The organism is Corynebacterium sp. H78 (assembly GCF_037572275.1).
Lineage (GTDB): Bacteria > Actinomycetota > Actinomycetes > Mycobacteriales > Mycobacteriaceae > Corynebacterium.
In genome coordinates this window covers 69,143-83,909 of record NZ_JBBHKX010000006.1, presented here as the reverse complement: position 1 = coordinate 83,909, position 14,767 = coordinate 69,143, and the positions used below count along the sequence as shown (strand labels likewise).

13 protein-coding genes are annotated in these 14,767 nt (G+C 56.1%); 5 read left to right on the top strand and 8 right to left on the bottom strand.

What is annotated here, in order from left to right; genetic code table 11:
* Window positions 1–57: 57 nt before the first annotated feature.
* Window positions 58–3,621, bottom strand: a complete 3,564-nt coding sequence (gene dnaE, locus WG934_RS09875) for a DNA polymerase III subunit alpha (protein WP_339990007.1) — start codon at window positions 3,619–3,621, stop codon at window positions 58–60.
* A gap of 173 nt (window positions 3,622–3,794) precedes the next feature.
* Here dnaE and WG934_RS09870 point away from each other — a divergent pair, with 173 nt between their 5' ends.
* The 3 genes from WG934_RS09870 (at window position 3,795) to WG934_RS09860 (ending at window position 6,724) form a co-directional block, all read left to right on the top strand.
* Window positions 3,795–3,959 (top strand): hypothetical protein, encoded by a 165-nt coding sequence (locus tag WG934_RS09870; RefSeq protein WP_339980152.1) that lies wholly within the window; start codon window positions 3,795–3,797, stop codon window positions 3,957–3,959.
* A gap of 135 nt (window positions 3,960–4,094) precedes the next feature.
* Window positions 4,095–5,285, top strand: a complete 1,191-nt coding sequence (locus WG934_RS09865) for an amino acid deaminase/aldolase (RefSeq protein ID WP_339989933.1) — start codon at window positions 4,095–4,097, stop codon at window positions 5,283–5,285.
* Window positions 5,282–6,724, top strand: a complete 1,443-nt coding sequence (locus WG934_RS09860; RefSeq protein ID WP_339989932.1) for a D-arabinono-1,4-lactone oxidase — start codon at window positions 5,282–5,284, stop codon at window positions 6,722–6,724. Before WG934_RS09865 ends, WG934_RS09860 begins: the two co-directional genes overlap by 4 nt.
* Here the strand turns inward: WG934_RS09860 and rarD are convergent.
* Genes rarD through lspA form a run of 4 tightly spaced genes read right to left on the bottom strand, consistent with a single transcriptional unit; the run spans window position 6,683 to window position 9,779 of the window.
* On the bottom strand, window positions 6,683–7,579 hold the full coding sequence (gene rarD, locus WG934_RS09855; protein ID WP_339980147.1) for an EamA family transporter RarD: 897 nt from the start codon (window positions 7,577–7,579) through the stop codon (window positions 6,683–6,685). The genes WG934_RS09860 and rarD overlap by 42 nt on opposite strands.
* A 13-nt stretch (window positions 7,580–7,592) precedes the next feature.
* A complete protein-coding gene (locus WG934_RS09850) occupies window positions 7,593–8,300 on the bottom strand; it encodes a hypothetical protein (RefSeq protein ID WP_339980146.1) in 708 nt (235 codons plus the stop codon).
* Window positions 8,301–8,305: 5 nt separating this feature from the next.
* Window positions 8,306–9,229, bottom strand: a complete 924-nt coding sequence (locus tag WG934_RS09845; RefSeq protein ID WP_339980145.1) for an RluA family pseudouridine synthase — start codon at window positions 9,227–9,229, stop codon at window positions 8,306–8,308.
* Window positions 9,222–9,779, bottom strand: coding sequence for a signal peptidase II (lspA, locus tag WG934_RS09840; RefSeq protein ID WP_339989930.1), 558 nt, complete (start codon window positions 9,777–9,779; stop codon window positions 9,222–9,224). The genes WG934_RS09845 and lspA overlap by 8 nt, the downstream gene beginning before the upstream one ends.
* 46 nt (window positions 9,780–9,825) lie before the next feature.
* Here lspA and WG934_RS09835 point away from each other — a divergent pair, with 46 nt between their 5' ends.
* Window positions 9,826–10,713 (top strand): DUF6263 family protein, encoded by an 888-nt coding sequence (locus WG934_RS09835; protein ID WP_339980143.1) that lies wholly within the window; start codon window positions 9,826–9,828, stop codon window positions 10,711–10,713.
* Between the two features lie 48 nt (window positions 10,714–10,761).
* On the opposite strand, the gene WG934_RS09830 is transcribed toward WG934_RS09835, so the two are convergent.
* Window positions 10,762–11,481: a hypothetical protein gene (locus tag WG934_RS09830; protein ID WP_339980141.1), complete on the bottom strand. Its 720-nt coding sequence runs from the start codon at window positions 11,479–11,481 to the stop codon at window positions 10,762–10,764.
* A gap of 167 nt (window positions 11,482–11,648) precedes the next feature.
* Between WG934_RS09830 and WG934_RS09825 the strand changes: the two genes are divergently transcribed.
* Complete coding sequence (locus tag WG934_RS09825) at window positions 11,649–12,650, top strand: asparaginase (protein ID WP_339989929.1); 1,002 nt, start codon at window positions 11,649–11,651, stop codon at window positions 12,648–12,650.
* A gap of 30 nt (window positions 12,651–12,680) precedes the next feature.
* On the opposite strand, the gene WG934_RS09820 is transcribed toward WG934_RS09825, so the two are convergent.
* Window positions 12,681–13,349 carry a sugar O-acetyltransferase gene (locus tag WG934_RS09820; protein ID WP_339989928.1) on the bottom strand — a complete coding sequence of 223 codons (669 nt, stop codon included), beginning with the start codon at window positions 13,347–13,349 and terminating at the stop codon, window positions 12,681–12,683.
* Window positions 13,346–14,755 (bottom strand): DNA polymerase IV, encoded by a 1,410-nt coding sequence (locus WG934_RS09815; protein ID WP_339989927.1) that lies wholly within the window; start codon window positions 14,753–14,755, stop codon window positions 13,346–13,348. The genes WG934_RS09820 and WG934_RS09815 overlap by 4 nt, the downstream gene beginning before the upstream one ends.
* Between the last annotated feature and the right edge of the window lie 12 nt (window positions 14,756–14,767).

Here is a 14,767-nt window from a genome sequence, read left to right as displayed (position 1 = left end):
AGTTCAGGACGACATTCGGGCAAACCACAACCTCCGCCAATGTCCCACCCTTTAGGATTACTGTCCCAAAATGCCTGGGCCGAGGGTGGCTTTCAAATCTCCGAAAAGACTTGCTGCACGGTTGACTCGCAAGTGTTCGCCCAGCACCATCATCGTGGAATTATTGCCATCGACGAGATTCAGGTACACGTCGGATTCACCTGGATTGTCTTGCAGAACGCGCTTGAGTTTGGCAATGAACTCCGGCGTGCACTGTTCAGTGCGCAACTGCAGCCGAAGCGGAATTCCGGATGCACCGTTCAGCCCGAGATCTGGCACCTTAATGTCATCGCACACAATGCTCAGGCGATCATCCCGGTACTGCACGCGCGCCTTCACCAGCACGATTGCATCTTCCGCCACCATCGTCGACACCATTGCGTACGTGCGCGGGAACGCAAGCACTTCCACCGAGGCTCCGTTATGGTCTTCCAAACCAATGATGGCCCACGGCAAGCCGTCCTTATTCACTCGGCGATCCACGCTCGAGACGATGCCACCAATGACGACTTCGGTACGGTCAGGGACTTCGCCACCAACGATCGTCGTAATTGCCGTATCCGTTTGCTGCGCCAACGATTCTTCATAGCCGTCCAGCGGGTGACCAGACACGTACAGACCCAGCATCTCTCGCTCGAGTGCGAGTTCGTGCTTCCGCTCCCACGACTCGTCCGGGATCTCTACCTGGAAAACATTGACAGCATCTTCGTCTTCTTCACCACCGAATCCTGAGAACAAGTCGAATTGTCCCTTGTCAGCGGCCTTCTTCGTTGGCAGGACTGCATCGACGGCATCCTCATGGATGAGTGCCAATCCCTTACGCGGGTGGCCAAGCGAGTCGAACGCACCGCCCTTGATCAAGGATTCTGTCACTCGCTTCGAACACGGCAGAGTATCGATCTTGTCCAGGTAGTCCGAGAAGTCCTTGAACTTCCCCTTTTCCTTTCGCGTCGCGACGATCGAGTCCACAACATCATGGCCCACGTTACGAATAGCGCCAAGACCAAAACGGATATCCTTGCCCACCGACTGGAAGTTCATTGCAGACTCGTTGACATCCGGGGACAACACATGAATACCAAGATGGCGACAGTCGGAAAGATAGATTGCAGACTTATCCTTATTGTCCGACACCGATGTCAACAAAGCAGCCATGTATTCAGCCGTGTAGTTCGCCTTGAGGTACGCCGTCCAGTACGACACCAGTCCGTAACCTGCAGCGTGGGACTTGTTAAACGCGTACGACGCGAATGGTTCGATGGTTCCCCACAGCGCATCGAGTGCTTCCTTTGAGTAACCATTTTCCTTCATGCCCGCTTCGAAGGTTGCGTACTGGCGAGCAAGTTCCTCCGGCTTCTTCTTACCCATTGCTTTACGGAAGCCATCTGCTTGACCAGCGGTGTAGTTTGCGACCTTCTGCGAGATCCTCATGATCTGCTCCTGGTACACAATCAGACCGTATGTCTCGCCCAAGATGTCCTTGAGTGGCTCTTCCAACTCAGGGTGGATTGGTTCGATGGGCTTGCGTCCATTCTTACGGTCGGCATAAGCCAAGTGCGCGCCAACACCCATCGGTCCTGGTCGATACAGCGCGAGAGCGGCCACGATGTCGTTAAACTCTGTCGGCTGCATGCGCTTCAACAGCTCACGCATACCACCTGAGTCCAGCTGGAACACACCCAGCGAATCGGCACGAGCAAGCAGCTCGTAGGCGTTCTTGTCGTCGGTCTGCAGCTCGTCGAGAAGAATCTTTTCTCCTCGATTCGCTTCGATATTTTCCAGGCAGTCACCAATAACCGTCAGGTTTCGCAGGCCTAGGAAGTCCATCTTCAGCAGACCGATGGCTTCACATGCCGGATAGTCCCAGCCCGTGATGAGCGCACCGTCAGCCTGGCGCTTCCACATTGGCACGTGATCCAGCAACGGCACCGAAGCCATAATCACCGCACACGCATGTACACCAGTCTGGCGAATTACGCCTTCCAGACCGCGGGCAGTCTCGTAAATCTTGGCTACGTCAGGATCTGTTTCGATCAACTGACGCACCTCGGCAGCCTCGCCGTAACGAGGATGCTGAGGGTCCATGATGCCACCCAGCGGAATATCCTTCGCCATAATGGCTGGTGGCAGCGCCTTCGTGATGCGGTCACCAATTTGGTAGCCCGGCTGCCCGAACTGCACGCGCGCAGAGTCTTTCAGTGCCTGCTTCGTCTTCACCGTACCGAAGGTCACCACCTGCGCGACCTTGTCCTCGCCCCAGCGATCAGCAGCGTAGCGGATCATTTCGTCACGACGACGGTCGTCAAAGTCGATATCGATATCAGGTGCCGATGGGCGCTCTGGGTTGAGGAATCGCTCGAACAACAGGCCATGTTCAATCGGGTCGATGTTGGTAATCCATGTTGCGTACGCAACCAAGGAACCAGCAGCCGAACCACGACCTGGGCCCACCTTGATGCCAATTTCACGCGCATGCGCGATCAACTCGGCAACGATGAGGAAGTACGACGGGTACCCCTTGCCATCGATAACTTCAATTTCATAGTCGGCGCGCTGGATGTATTCTTCTGGGACTTCACGCCCATCGAATCGCTTTTCTAGCCCCTCCATCACCTTGTGGCGCAGCCAAGTGGTGGGTGTTTCGCCCTCCGGCACGTCGGCAAGTGGCATTCGATCGTGGGTGTGTTCCTCCCACAGTTCGTCGTACGACTCGACGCGCTCGGCAATGAGCAAAGTGTTGTCGCACGCTTCAGGAACCAGGTGATCCCAGGTCGCACGCATTTCTTCGGCAGACTTGATGTAGTAGCCGTCGCCATCGAACTTGAAGCGATCTGGATCGTGCAGAGTTTTGCCGGTCTGCACACACAACATCGCTTCGTGGGCTTTAGCTTGATCCCTGGTTACGTAGTGGCAGTCATTCGTGACGACGGGCGGCAGATTCAGCTTCTTGCCAATTTCCAGCAACTCGCTGCGAACCCGGGTTTCGATATCCAACCCGTGGTCCATCAATTCAAGGTAGTAGTTCTCCTTGCCATAGATGTCCTGCCACATGCCGGCAGCCTTCAAGGCCTCATCAAACTGGCCGAGGCGAAGGCGCGTCTGAACGTCACCGGACGGGCAACCCGTGGTGGCCAAAATGCCTTCGGAGCGCTCGGCAATCAGCTCTGCGTCCATTCGCGGGTACTTACCCAGTTGCCCTTCGTACGATGCCATCGAGGACAAGTAGAAGAGATTTCGCAGGCCCTGTGAATTTAGAGCCAGCATCGTCTGATGCAAGTAGGAACCACGACCCGAGACGTCATCGCCCTTCTGGTGTGGCTCGCCCCACTGAATACGCTTTTTGTTGAATCGACTTTCGGGCGCCATGTACGCCTCAATGCCGATGATGGGCTTAATGCCCTTCTTGGTCATCTGCCGATAAAAGGCGTTTGAACCAAACATATTGCCGTGGTCGGTCACACCGACCGCCGGCATACCTTGTCGATTCACCTCATCAGCCAGAAGATCGATCTTCGCCATGCCGTCGAGCATTGAATACTCGGTGTGATTATGAAGGTGCACGAACGAAGAGTTAGCCATGATCCCAGATTGTAGGCTGACAGCCGGATCGAAGGCCAAGCCCCTGGTCAGAGATGATGAGATATCGATACTTACAGACGTGTTGAATTTCACTCACCAGTGTCTTTACTTTCGCCCACCCTCTACCTAATACTTGAGGACATTCTCACGTTTTCCATAGCGAAAGGAACGTACCTATGTTCTCTCCACTCCCAGAGGGCGTCTACTCGATGTTCAACACCGACAAGCTCGATCAGGTTTTGGAGTCCATGGAACGTCGCCCAGTAGCAGCTGGCTACCTGGTTGACGGCGATGTCATCGAATTCGAGTCCTCCGAAGCTCGTTACAGCTGGCTCGTCTAGCCACTCCCGCCGCTTGCCCCGATGAACTTCGGCGACAGTACTCGCCAGCGATAGAAGTCAGCATCTGGGCTTTCACCTACGGGTTTTCTTTCTAAAACCACAACGAGCCGTAGTTAATCTCGTTATATTTGCGACATGTTTTCCCCAGCAGTCCCCGACGCAGTTCGGTCTGCGATCGCACACGAGCAACTGCCCGCTCTCGTTGTGGATCTCGAAGCCATCGACGCCAACGCACAGTCACTGCTTGACCGCGCCCATGGCATGCCTATTCGGGTGGCCTCCAAGTCGGTACGTATCCCCGAACTCTTACGCTATGTACTAAACAAGCCTGGTTTTCAAGGCATTCTCGCGTACACACTCCCCGAGGCACTGGCCCTCTTTCGGGACGACATCTCCGACGACATTCTCGTCGCGTACCCCAGCGTTAACACGACCGCGCTCACTGAGCTTGCCGACGACCCCGCTGCCCGAGCAGCAATCTGCCTCATGGTGGATTCCCCTGAACACATCGCTCTCATCGCACGACACGCCACAGATGCGACACCTATCCGCGTGTGCCTAGATATCGATGCGTCTTGGCGACCTGCACCTGGCGTCCATATTGGCACTCGCCGCTCTCCTGCTCACTCATCTGCAGACGCTGTCCGCCTTGCGAAGCTTGTCACCGACACTCCGGGGCTCGCACTGTCCGGCATCATGATGTACGAAGGCCACATCGCAGGTGTCGGAGACAAAGGCCGTTCCGCGCGTTCCCGCCTTATCCGAGTGATGCAGCGTCGCTCGCGTGCGGAATTGGCGAAGCGTCGAGAAGCTATAGTGACAGCCGTCGAAAAGCACAGTGGCCCGCTGGAGTTCGTTAACGGCGGTGGCACCGGTTCGTTTGAGTCAACGTGTGTTGAATCTGCGGTGACGGAAGTGGCTGCGGGATCTGGCTTCCTGGCCCCCACACTTTTCGACGGCTACCGTGCGTTCACCCTGACCCCTGCAGCATGGTTTGTCGTGCCAGTGGTGCGAAAGCCTCATCGTTCGATTGCGACGGTAGCTGGTGGAGGCCGAATCGCCTCTGGCCCCGCGGGAGCCGATCGATTGCCAACGCCGGTGTATCCGGCGGGACTCAAGTACGTGCCGGATGAGGGCCCAGGCGAAGTACAGACGCCTCTGACTGGACAGGCAGCGAAGTCGCTTGGCATCGGTGATGCCGTTTGGTTCCGACACGCAAAAGCCGGAGAGATCGCTGAACATGCCAATGAGACACTAATCGTTGCAGGTGGCGAGATTATTCATCGCTGGCCAACGTACCGAGGAAAGGGACTGTTGTTCACATGAGTTCGCTACACAATCCGTTTTCCACGAAGCACGAGGGGCACGACACAGAAAGTCGGCTGTGGAGTAACTGGTCTCGTACCCAGACGTGTGAACCAGCGCGCGTGCATAGTCCGGAATCGACGCACGACATTGCCGAGGTAATTCGGGCAGCTGCAGCTCAGCGCAGTCAGGTGCGACCGCTCGGTGCAGGCCATTCGTTTACTCCTGTGGCAACAACATCTGGGCATCGGGTGCAGCTGGACAACATGTCGGGGTTGCTCCATGTTGACCGGGAGGCCATGACAGTTACGCTTCGTGCAGGCACGCGCCTTCGCGACGTCCCTGCTCTTTTGCGTCCGTTGGGTTTGTCTTTGGCTAACCAAGGCGATGTTGACCCGCAATCAGTGGCGGGGGCTGTATCGACGGGTACTCACGGCACTGGTCTGAATTTCACTGGTTTCGCGGGCATGCTCCGAGGATTCCGCATCATCTGTGCCGATGCAGTCGAATACGACTGTTACGAAGGAGCTGAAGGTCGTGCCGGGGAGTTGTTCCGCCTCGCACGCCTCGGTCTAGGGGTCTTTGGAGTTCTCACAGAACTGACCCTCGACTGCGTACCTGCTTTTCATCTTGCTGCCGACGAACACCCAGAAGACTTCGATGATGTCCGCATCAACTTCACCGAGCGGGTGAAAGCTGTCGACCACATGGAGTTCTACTGGTTCCCCGGGACTTCGACCGCCTTGGTGAAAGAGAACACCCGCATCCCCGATACAGAGTTGAACACCGCCCTGCCAGAATTGCGTGCCACGCATTCCCTGCCGAGTGACTCTCCTACCAGTCAGTCTTCGGGTGCAGCACGGATGGCTGCGTCGACAAGTTCCTTTTTCTCAGAGGAAGTCCTGAACAACGGCGGATTGCTCGGAATCTGTGAACTATCACGTGCAATGCCGCGGAGCACCCGAGCGCTGAACCGCTTTGCTGCCAGTACTGTGAGCCGACGGAAGTATGTGGACGAATCGCATCGAGTGTTTGTTTCGCCACGCCGTGTTCGTTTTTCCGAGATGGAGTACGCCATTGCTCTTGACGATCTCCCCGAGGTGCTCGGTGAGATCCGTTCGGTCATTGACCGTCATCGGGCTTGGGTGTCATTCCCACTAGAGATTCGCGCAGCAAAGAGCGACGATGTCGCTTTATCGACCGCGTACCAACGCGATAGCGCCTACATTGCAGTTCATCGCTACTGGAAGGAACCGTACGCGCGCTACTTCTTCGATCTCATCGAACCTATTTTCAAGGAAGCAGGTGGACGCCCGCATTGGGGCAAACTGCACACTCTGAATAGTGCTGACCTGCGTGAGCGTTACCCGCTTTTCGACGACGTCGCAAAGCTTCGCTCCCAACTGGATCCGCAGGGCCTATTCCTCAACTCGCACTTGCGTGAGCTCTTCGGTGCGTAGTTTGCGCCTTTTCCGCATCGAGATCAGAATGTCTGCGACGAACAGGACTACTGCTACCCAAATGATGATGTAGCCCGCCCATCGCGCTGGCTCCAACTGCTCCTTGTTAATTACCACTGCGATAATCATCTGCATACATGGAGTGATGTACTGAATCAGCCCGATGGTAGACAACGGAATCTTTTTCGCGCCGATGCCAAACAACAGCAATGGCAATGCCGTGGCAACGCCAGCAAACATCAGCAGCCCCATGTGCGATGGCCCCTCACTGAGGAAGGTGCTAGTTCCCTTCGTCTGCAGCCATACGAGGTAGGCAATGGCCAACGGCGTGATGATCGCCGATTCTGCCATCAACGACTCAGCAGAACTGAGGTTTACCTGCTTTTTGAGCAAACCATAGAACCCGAAGCTAAACGCCAAAGACAGCGCGATAATCGGCGGAGTACCAATAGAAATGGTCAGGATGATGACGGCGATCGTCGCAAGGAGAACCGAGACGGTCTGCAATCGCGTCAGCGTTTCCTTGAGGAACACCACGCCTAATGCGACGCTGACCAGCGGGTTAATGAAATAGCCCAAAGCGGCTTCTGCCACTTGGTTGGTGTTAACTGCGTAAACGTACACGCCCCAGTTCACTGAGATAAACACTGCCGCAGCCGCAACAACGAGAAACGTTTTCCTGCTCATGGCACGAATGCGTCGCCACCCACCAATGATGGTCACGACGATCGCCATGAGCACGCAGGTCCAGACGAAGCGATGCGCCAAAATCTCGACGGGTCCGGCAGGTTTCAAAAGTGGGAAATAGAACGGGAACAGTCCCCACAGCAGATAAGCACCAATTGCTTGTAGCACGCGTCAAGAACTCCTAATTCTCCATAGCTGGGCCGTTGGTTGGGCCAGTTGCGGGGCTGTTGGTAGTGCTGGTGGTTTCGCCGTCTTCTTGCGAGGGAAGCATTGGTCGGATGCCAAACCGGCCTCGCGCAGCATCGGCAGGTAGTGCCTCGACTGCAGAGACACCCTTGTTGTCCCGAATATCGCGAAGTGTTGCCAAATCTGCATGCACAATGAGCCCATTGACCGTGACATTCGGATCGTCCTTGGCCAAGCCCGAAGACTCATACACGATCTCCATTTCCCGGTTCAGCACATCCAGCCGTTGCTCCTTGCCGACGGGCTCCGGAAGGTCCCGTGTCATCATTGGCCCCACCACCATGGAGGCAACACGAAGATCCTCGATTCCCTTGACTGATGCCGCGGCGGTGCGAGTAGTCCCAGGAGTGTCAAACGACACCAGTGCCCAATACTTGGGGTGTACCCCAGCTGCCCCCGGGTCACGAAGCTCTGCTTCTTCTTTTTCTCTGTTGTTCAGGGAGTCGTCGGCACGCTTGACATAGGCAGGTGCAGACTCCGTGACCTCAGGTCCCAGCATGTCGCCATTGATGTTCTGTGGCTTGCTCATGCGGTCCGAGTTGGACAAGTAAACGAAGAGAATGGCCATGCCGATGACGCACAGAAAGGCAATCGCTGCCAGCAGCGGAGACACCGTCGATGAGCGGTTGGAAGAAGCAGACATGAAAACTAGGTCCTCAAAACATCAAGTGCGTGCGACAAGTCATCAGGGTATGGACATTCAATGGTCATCCAACGACCATCTGCCGGGTGATGGAAGCCCAGTTCCACGGCGTGTAGCCACTGGCGGTTCAGTCCGACTCGCTTCGCCAACGCCGGGTCGCTACCGTACATCGGATCACCAACACATGGATGATTCAGCGCGGAGAAGTGCACACGAATCTGGTGTGTGCGTCCCGTTTCTAGTCGGATCTTCACAAGCGACGCGGGCGCAAACGCCTCAATTGTTTCGTAGTGTGTCACCGCATGCTTGCCATCCTGGCGCACCGCGAACCGCCACCCCGCCGAAGGATGCCGTCCAATCGGAGCGTCGATAGTGCCTGACGACGGATCAGGATGTCCTTGCACCAATGCGTGATATGTCTTCTGTACATCGCGGTTTTTGAAAGCCCGCTTGAGCGTTGAGTAACCACGTTCCGAGCACGCCACCACCATGACGCCTGAGGTACCGACATCGAGACGTTGCACAATTCCCTGGCGTTCTGGCGGGCCCGAGGTAGAAATACGGAAGCCTGCTGCTGCCAAACCGCCAACAACCGTTGGCCCTTCCCACCCCACCGATGGATGCGCAGCTACCCCAACAGGCTTGTGCACAGCTACCAAGTCTGAGTCGTGATACAGGACATCCATGCCCTCTACCAGCTCTTCCTTAGGCATCAAGGTGTTTTTCACTTCCGGCAAGAGCACTGCCAACCATGCTTCTTCGGGTAATCGATCCGACTTGCCTACGACTGCCCCGTCAACCGTAATATCTCCAGCTTGCGCGAGCTCGGCGACAACTGTGCGCGATAAGCCGAGCAACTTTGCGACACCAGCATCAACGCGCATCCCGGCCAGCCCAGGTGGAACTGGCATTTGTCGAGTCTCACGCATTGGCAGCCTCCGCGTCATCTGCGTCTTCTGCCTCTTTTTCAAACGCGGTATCCAGATCCTTGGAGAATACGATCCACGTTGCCAACACAATGACGCCCACCGTAATCGCTGCATCGGCAACATTGAACACTGCGAAATGCTTCACCGAGAAGAAATCCACCACATGGCCGACGTAAAAACTGGGATCCCGGAAAAGTCGATCAATGAGGTTTCCCAGCGCACCGCCCGCGACCATACCGGCAGCAATGGCTCCAGTACGAGTCACCAGATACTTCGAGAAAACACCGACGAGCACGATAAAGACGATCTGAATGGTGGTGAAAATCCACGTTGATTCTGCACCCATGGAAAACGCAGCTCCAGGATTACGCAGCAGCGTGAGTTGGAACCAATCCCCGATCACATCGATCGGTGGTTTTCCTTCTAATTGCCCCACCGCCACGATCTTGCTTATTTGATCGATCACCGCCACCACCACAATGGTGGCGATCAAAAGACCAATCAAGGGCTTTAATCGTGCATTCTGAGTTGTGTCGGCGGGTTTAGTCACCCCGCCATCTTAGGTCTTTTCCTCATTCGCCGGTAGCCTGGTGGCCGTGAAGCGTCGAATCATCACTTTATGCGCCGGGATTCCCGTCGTAGCCGGACTTTCGTTAAGCAGCTGTAGCTCTGATACCGCGGTCCCTGAGACTATGCCAATCGAGATCTCCTCGCCTAAGGTCACTCTGCTTGACGACGGCGACGGCGAAACCGCCAAAGTCCGTTGGCACGATGACGGCGCCGAGCAAACCAACAGCGTGATTATCACCCAGGGGTTTGTGCAAAAGGGCGCCGATGAGCAATCGGATTCGACGTTCCCTGATACTCGACTAGAAATGCCACTGACGACGAAGGCGACCGCTGGAGAGTCTCGTGCCGTTACTGCGACCGTCGGCAAGCCGTTTGGTTCCAACGCTGAGCTCAACGAAGATATCGGGACAGCCGAGGGTTTCGTCATGGAGTGGACAGCGAAAGACACTGGGCTCATTGAGGAAATGAAGGTCGGTGCGCCGGACAAGGCATCGGAGACTGCACGTGCGGGCATCGAGGCTGCGCTGCATCAGCTCAATGATGTGCCTGTTGTGTTCCCAGATGAGGCAATTGGTAAGGGCGCGTCATGGACTGTCGAGAACGAAGTTTCCAGCAGCACCGCGATGCAACAAAAAATCACCTACACGTTAAAAGAACGCGAAGGAGATGTGTTGACTCTCAACGTCGCAGTGGAGCAGGCGCCAGCTGTGACGGAGCTTGATGCTGGTGAGGGCGCGAAGCTGACTGTCGTTGACGCGAAGACAGAAACCCGCGAGGGAAGGCTCGTCATCGATGTGACGAAACCACTGCCCGTTGAAGGCACCATCGACTACGTCACCGAAGTGATTTACGGCGACGGTGCCAGCGATACCCGAATTGTGCAACAAGCCCACCGAGCGTTGCAGTTCCAGTAAAGCTGGCTAGCTGTTGGCAACCAGCTAGCCGCTAATCACGACTGCTCACTACAGCAGTGGGGCGTCAGCCGGAGGTGCTGGTGGCGCTTCCGGAGCAGGTGCCTCTGGAGCTGGTGGAGCTGGTGGCGCCTCAGGCGCTGGCGCTTCCGGCGCTGGTGGTGCAGGTGGTGCTTCTGGCGCAGGCTCCTCCGGAGCTGGTGGCGCCTCTGGAGCCGGAGCTTCCACAGGTGGCACCTCAGCAGGTGGCTGTTCCTCAGCTGGTGGAGCTGGAACTTCGCCCTCTGGGGCACATACCGGCGGAACACTGTCTGGAGACATGGTCTGCGCCAAAGTACACGCCCAGACCTTGGACAAACGCCACTTACCGTCGACCCTCATGAACTCAACGCCTTCAATGCGCTGTGGTTCCTGATCGGGGTAGTTCACATCCACACCAGCGAGTGCCGAATCTGCAGTGAATCCCGGCATGACTGGCTCAATGACGTTGAAGCTTGGTCCGCCTTCAGGTGGACGTACGATTGCCGGAAATAGATCTGGCATTTCTTCGCCAGTTTCCACCAATGCAGTGCGTTCCTCAATTGGAGCAGCACCATCAGTGACCTTCATCAACAGGTCGTTGAGCTCCTTGGCAGAAGGCAATACGGCAACTTCGCTAGTTGAAGTCTTCTCTTTAGAAGTCTCCTTTGATGATTCTGGTGTCGCCGGCTCATCATCGCCACATGCTGCCAACGTCAAAGCAGTCATTCCGGCGATGACAAGTGCTGTCATGCTTCGCAAGTTCTTCATTTCATACCTCGTCATGTGGGTCGAATGGATTCGGCCTAACATGACCAACATTACACAGAATCCCTATCACTGCAGGTGGGAAACTATGAACGCCATCAAGGTGCAACCATGAGTTAGTCCGATCGGACCATCACCGTAAGGTATGAGACATGATAAACAGCGCGGATAGCACGCAAAACCAGGCCACCACTGACCAGGCACAGCAGCAGTCTGAGGAGCAGACTCGGACCGCTCATCTCGTTGTCATTACAACTGGTGGCACTATTGCTTGCACCACGGACAAGCAGGGACAGCTCATTCCTACTATTAGTGGTGAGGAGCTGCTACGTCCCATCGCTGCTCGATTTGATGCCGGAGTCGTCGATATCGAGGTTCGCGAACTCATGAACATCGATTCATCGGCAGTGACTTTTTCCGATATCGACGCGATTATTGAGGCTGTCCATGATGCATTGGACGATCCCGAGGTTGATGGCGTCGTCGTCACGCATGGAACGGACACGATGGAAGAGTCGGCAATGGCAGTCGATGTTTTTCATTCGGATCATCGACCGGTTGTGTTTACTGGGGCGCAGTGTGCAGCAGATCATCCAGAAGCTGATGGTCCGGGCAATTTGTTCGAGTCTTGTGTTATCGCCATCGATGCGTCTGCGCGTGGCATTGGCACTCTGATCGTGTTTGGCCATGCTGTTTTGCCTGTTCGTGGCGCAACGAAGTGGCACACTACTGACGCGCTCGCATTTGCGACAAATGCGCCGGAGGAACCGCTTCGTCCGGAAGCGTTGCCAGTGCACCCTTTGGCTGACGTCCGAGTCGATATTGTCCCTGCCTATGCAGGTGCGGATGGATCGATGGTGGATGCAGCAATCACTGCGGGTGCCCGTGGTTTGGTCATCGAGGGTCTCGGCGCAGGTAATGTCCCCACCCAGTTTGCAGAAGCGGTTGCTCGTGCAGTGCAGGCCGACATTCCTGTGGTGATGTGTACTCGCGTTCCACGAGGAGATGTCTTCGCAGCGTATGGCGGTCTTGGCGGTGGCGCATCGCTGCAACAGCAGGGTGTAATCAGCGCTGGCTGCGTTCATGCACCACAGGCGCGAGTAATCCTGGCGGCCGCAATTGCGACTGGCACTCACCCGCAGACTCTGTTTTAAACCAACAGTCGTGCTCGAACGTTCAGGGCACTAATCGACGTACTTGATAATTTTCGCCGGGTTCCCGCCCACAATCGCGTTGGCGGGAACATCCTTCGTCACCACTGCCCCAGCCGCAATGACTGCGTTGTCACCAACCTTCACACCGGACAGCACAATGGCTCCACCACCGATCCACACGTTGTTGCCAATAGCGATGGGATCGCCGGCTTCAATGTACTTCTTTCGAGCGACCGGGTCCAAGGGGTGGACTGCACCCAGCAGCTGCACATTCGGACCGATTTGTACGTCATCACCAATGTCGATGCGACAAATATCAAGTGCTACCAAACCAAAGTTGATAAACGTCCGTTTTCCCAGGTGAATGTTCACGCCATAGTCAACAGTGAACGGCGGGCGCACCACGGTGCCTTCTCCGCAACTTCCCACAAGCTTTGCGACGATCTCCTGTGCCGCAACCTGGTCCCTAACATAGGCATCTGCGAATTCTCGGCCAAGTTGCATCGCCCGAGCATGCAGCGTAGTCAGTTCTTCGCTATCCGCGATATACCAATCGCCTGAGACCATGTGCTCGAAGGGCGTGCGGCCGTCGTCAAGTTCTTCGATGGTGGGCGCATATGTTCGCCCGGTGTTGCGTAGCGATGCAGTGAGCTTCGGGGTTGCTGTGGAGGCGTGGTCGCTAGCGTGTGAGTCCGTCATGAATCTAAGGGTACGGGTGACCAGTCGTTCCAGTCGAGGCTGCAGATTGGTGTGCACGGTTGAAGATTGGGGTCGTCTTCTTTGAGGCTTCGCATCCGCCCGGGGCCTGTGCTGCGGCTTTCGAATCGGACACTGACGATGCCGTGTCCTGCTCCTTGCACCCATCCATGTCCATACTCCGCGTGATGAACATCCGAAGTGGGCAGCCACGTCGAGTCCGTGGCGCGGAATGTGGGTAGTTCGCTGCTGCCGGTGAGCTCGACAAGTCCGGCGGGTTCGTCTGCCAAGGAGGTGTCGATCGTGTTGGAATCTTCTGTCACAACACTCCCGGCGCCCTGTTGCTCCAGTTCCGGGAAGAGAACCGATTGCATGTTCTCGTCCAAACCGGAAAAGCCGACACCTACAAGTCGCACTGGGCCGATAACGGTTGGCGAAAAACCAAGTCGATGAGCAACGGCAGACAGCACAGCTTTGTCTTGCGTTGCATACAGAAGCGTTTCCGAACGGGTATGGATATTCAAATCCGCCAATCGGACCTTAACGGTAACTGTTCGAGCACCACGACCGTCTTTCAACAATCGCTCGAAGGATTTGTCGAGGGCTCGATTGATGGCCGCATCCATTTGGGCCTGCGAATGCAAATCTTCGGGGTACGTGAACTCGGAAGAAATAGACTTCGCGACATCTCGTTCTTTCACCGGACGCTCATCAATGCCCTGCGCAATTGACCACAATGCGGGACCGACAGTTTTCCCCAATGAAATCTCGACATCGCGCAACGGTAGCGAGGCAAACTCACCGATCGTTGAAATCCCCATCGCATTCAGTTTCGCTGCAGTCACCGGCCCCACACCCCACAGCTTTCCGACGGGCAGCGGATCCAGCAGCTCAGCCTTCTTATCGGCTGGCATCGCGAAGACACCGTTGGGTTTTGCCAGGCCGGAACCTATTTTCGCAAACTGCTTCCCCGGCCCTGCACCTATCGACGACGGTAGCCCTGTTTGTTCACGGATATCTGCGCGGAGTTGCTCCGCCCAAGCTATAACAGCATCGGTGGTTGCCCCAGCCAGTTCGGGTGGCTCCATAAATGCTTCGTCGACGGATAGCTGCTCGACGACATCAACCCGTTCACGGATGATTGAAAACACCCGCTTGGAGACATGCCCGTAGATGCCCTTTCGAGGTGCAACAACGACCGCACCGGGTGGCATGAGTCGACGCGCCCGCATCATCGGCATTGCGGAATGAGCCCCGTAGGCTCTGGCCTCATACGAGCAACCAGCAACGACGCCACGACCGCCCAGTCCTCCCACTAGCACTGGACGATCTTGCAATGTTGGCCGGGTGAGCTGTTCGACCGACGCAAAAAATGCGTCCATATCGATGTGTAAGACCCAGCGTTGCATAAGGCATAAGTG

What these genes read in the sequence shown, in the direction of transcription:
- WG934_RS09870 (WP_339980152.1), top strand. Translation starts at nt 3,795, where the DNA reads ATGTTCTCTCCACTCCCAGAGGGCGTCTACTCGATGTTCAACACCGAC.
- WG934_RS09865 (WP_339989933.1), top strand. Translation starts at nt 4,095, where the DNA reads ATGTTTTCCCCAGCAGTCCCCGACGCAGTTCGGTCTGCGATCGCACAC.
- WG934_RS09860 (WP_339989932.1), top strand. Translation starts at nt 5,282, where the DNA reads ATGAGTTCGCTACACAATCCGTTTTCCACGAAGCACGAGGGGCACGAC.
- WG934_RS09850 (WP_339980146.1), bottom strand. Translation starts at nt 8,300, where the DNA reads ATGTCTGCTTCTTCCAACCGCTCATCGACGGTGTCTCCGCTGCTGGCA.
- WG934_RS09845 (WP_339980145.1), bottom strand. Translation starts at nt 9,229, where the DNA reads ATGCGTGAGACTCGACAAATGCCAGTTCCACCTGGGCTGGCCGGGATG.
- WG934_RS09830 (WP_339980141.1), bottom strand. Translation starts at nt 11,481, where the DNA reads ATGACAGCACTTGTCATCGCCGGAATGACTGCTTTGACGTTGGCAGCA.
- WG934_RS09825 (WP_339989929.1), top strand. Translation starts at nt 11,649, where the DNA reads ATGATAAACAGCGCGGATAGCACGCAAAACCAGGCCACCACTGACCAG.
- WG934_RS09820 (WP_339989928.1), bottom strand. Translation starts at nt 13,349, where the DNA reads ATGACGGACTCACACGCTAGCGACCACGCCTCCACAGCAACCCCGAAG.
- WG934_RS09815 (WP_339989927.1), bottom strand. Translation starts at nt 14,755, where the DNA reads ATGCAACGCTGGGTCTTACACATCGATATGGACGCATTTTTTGCGTCG.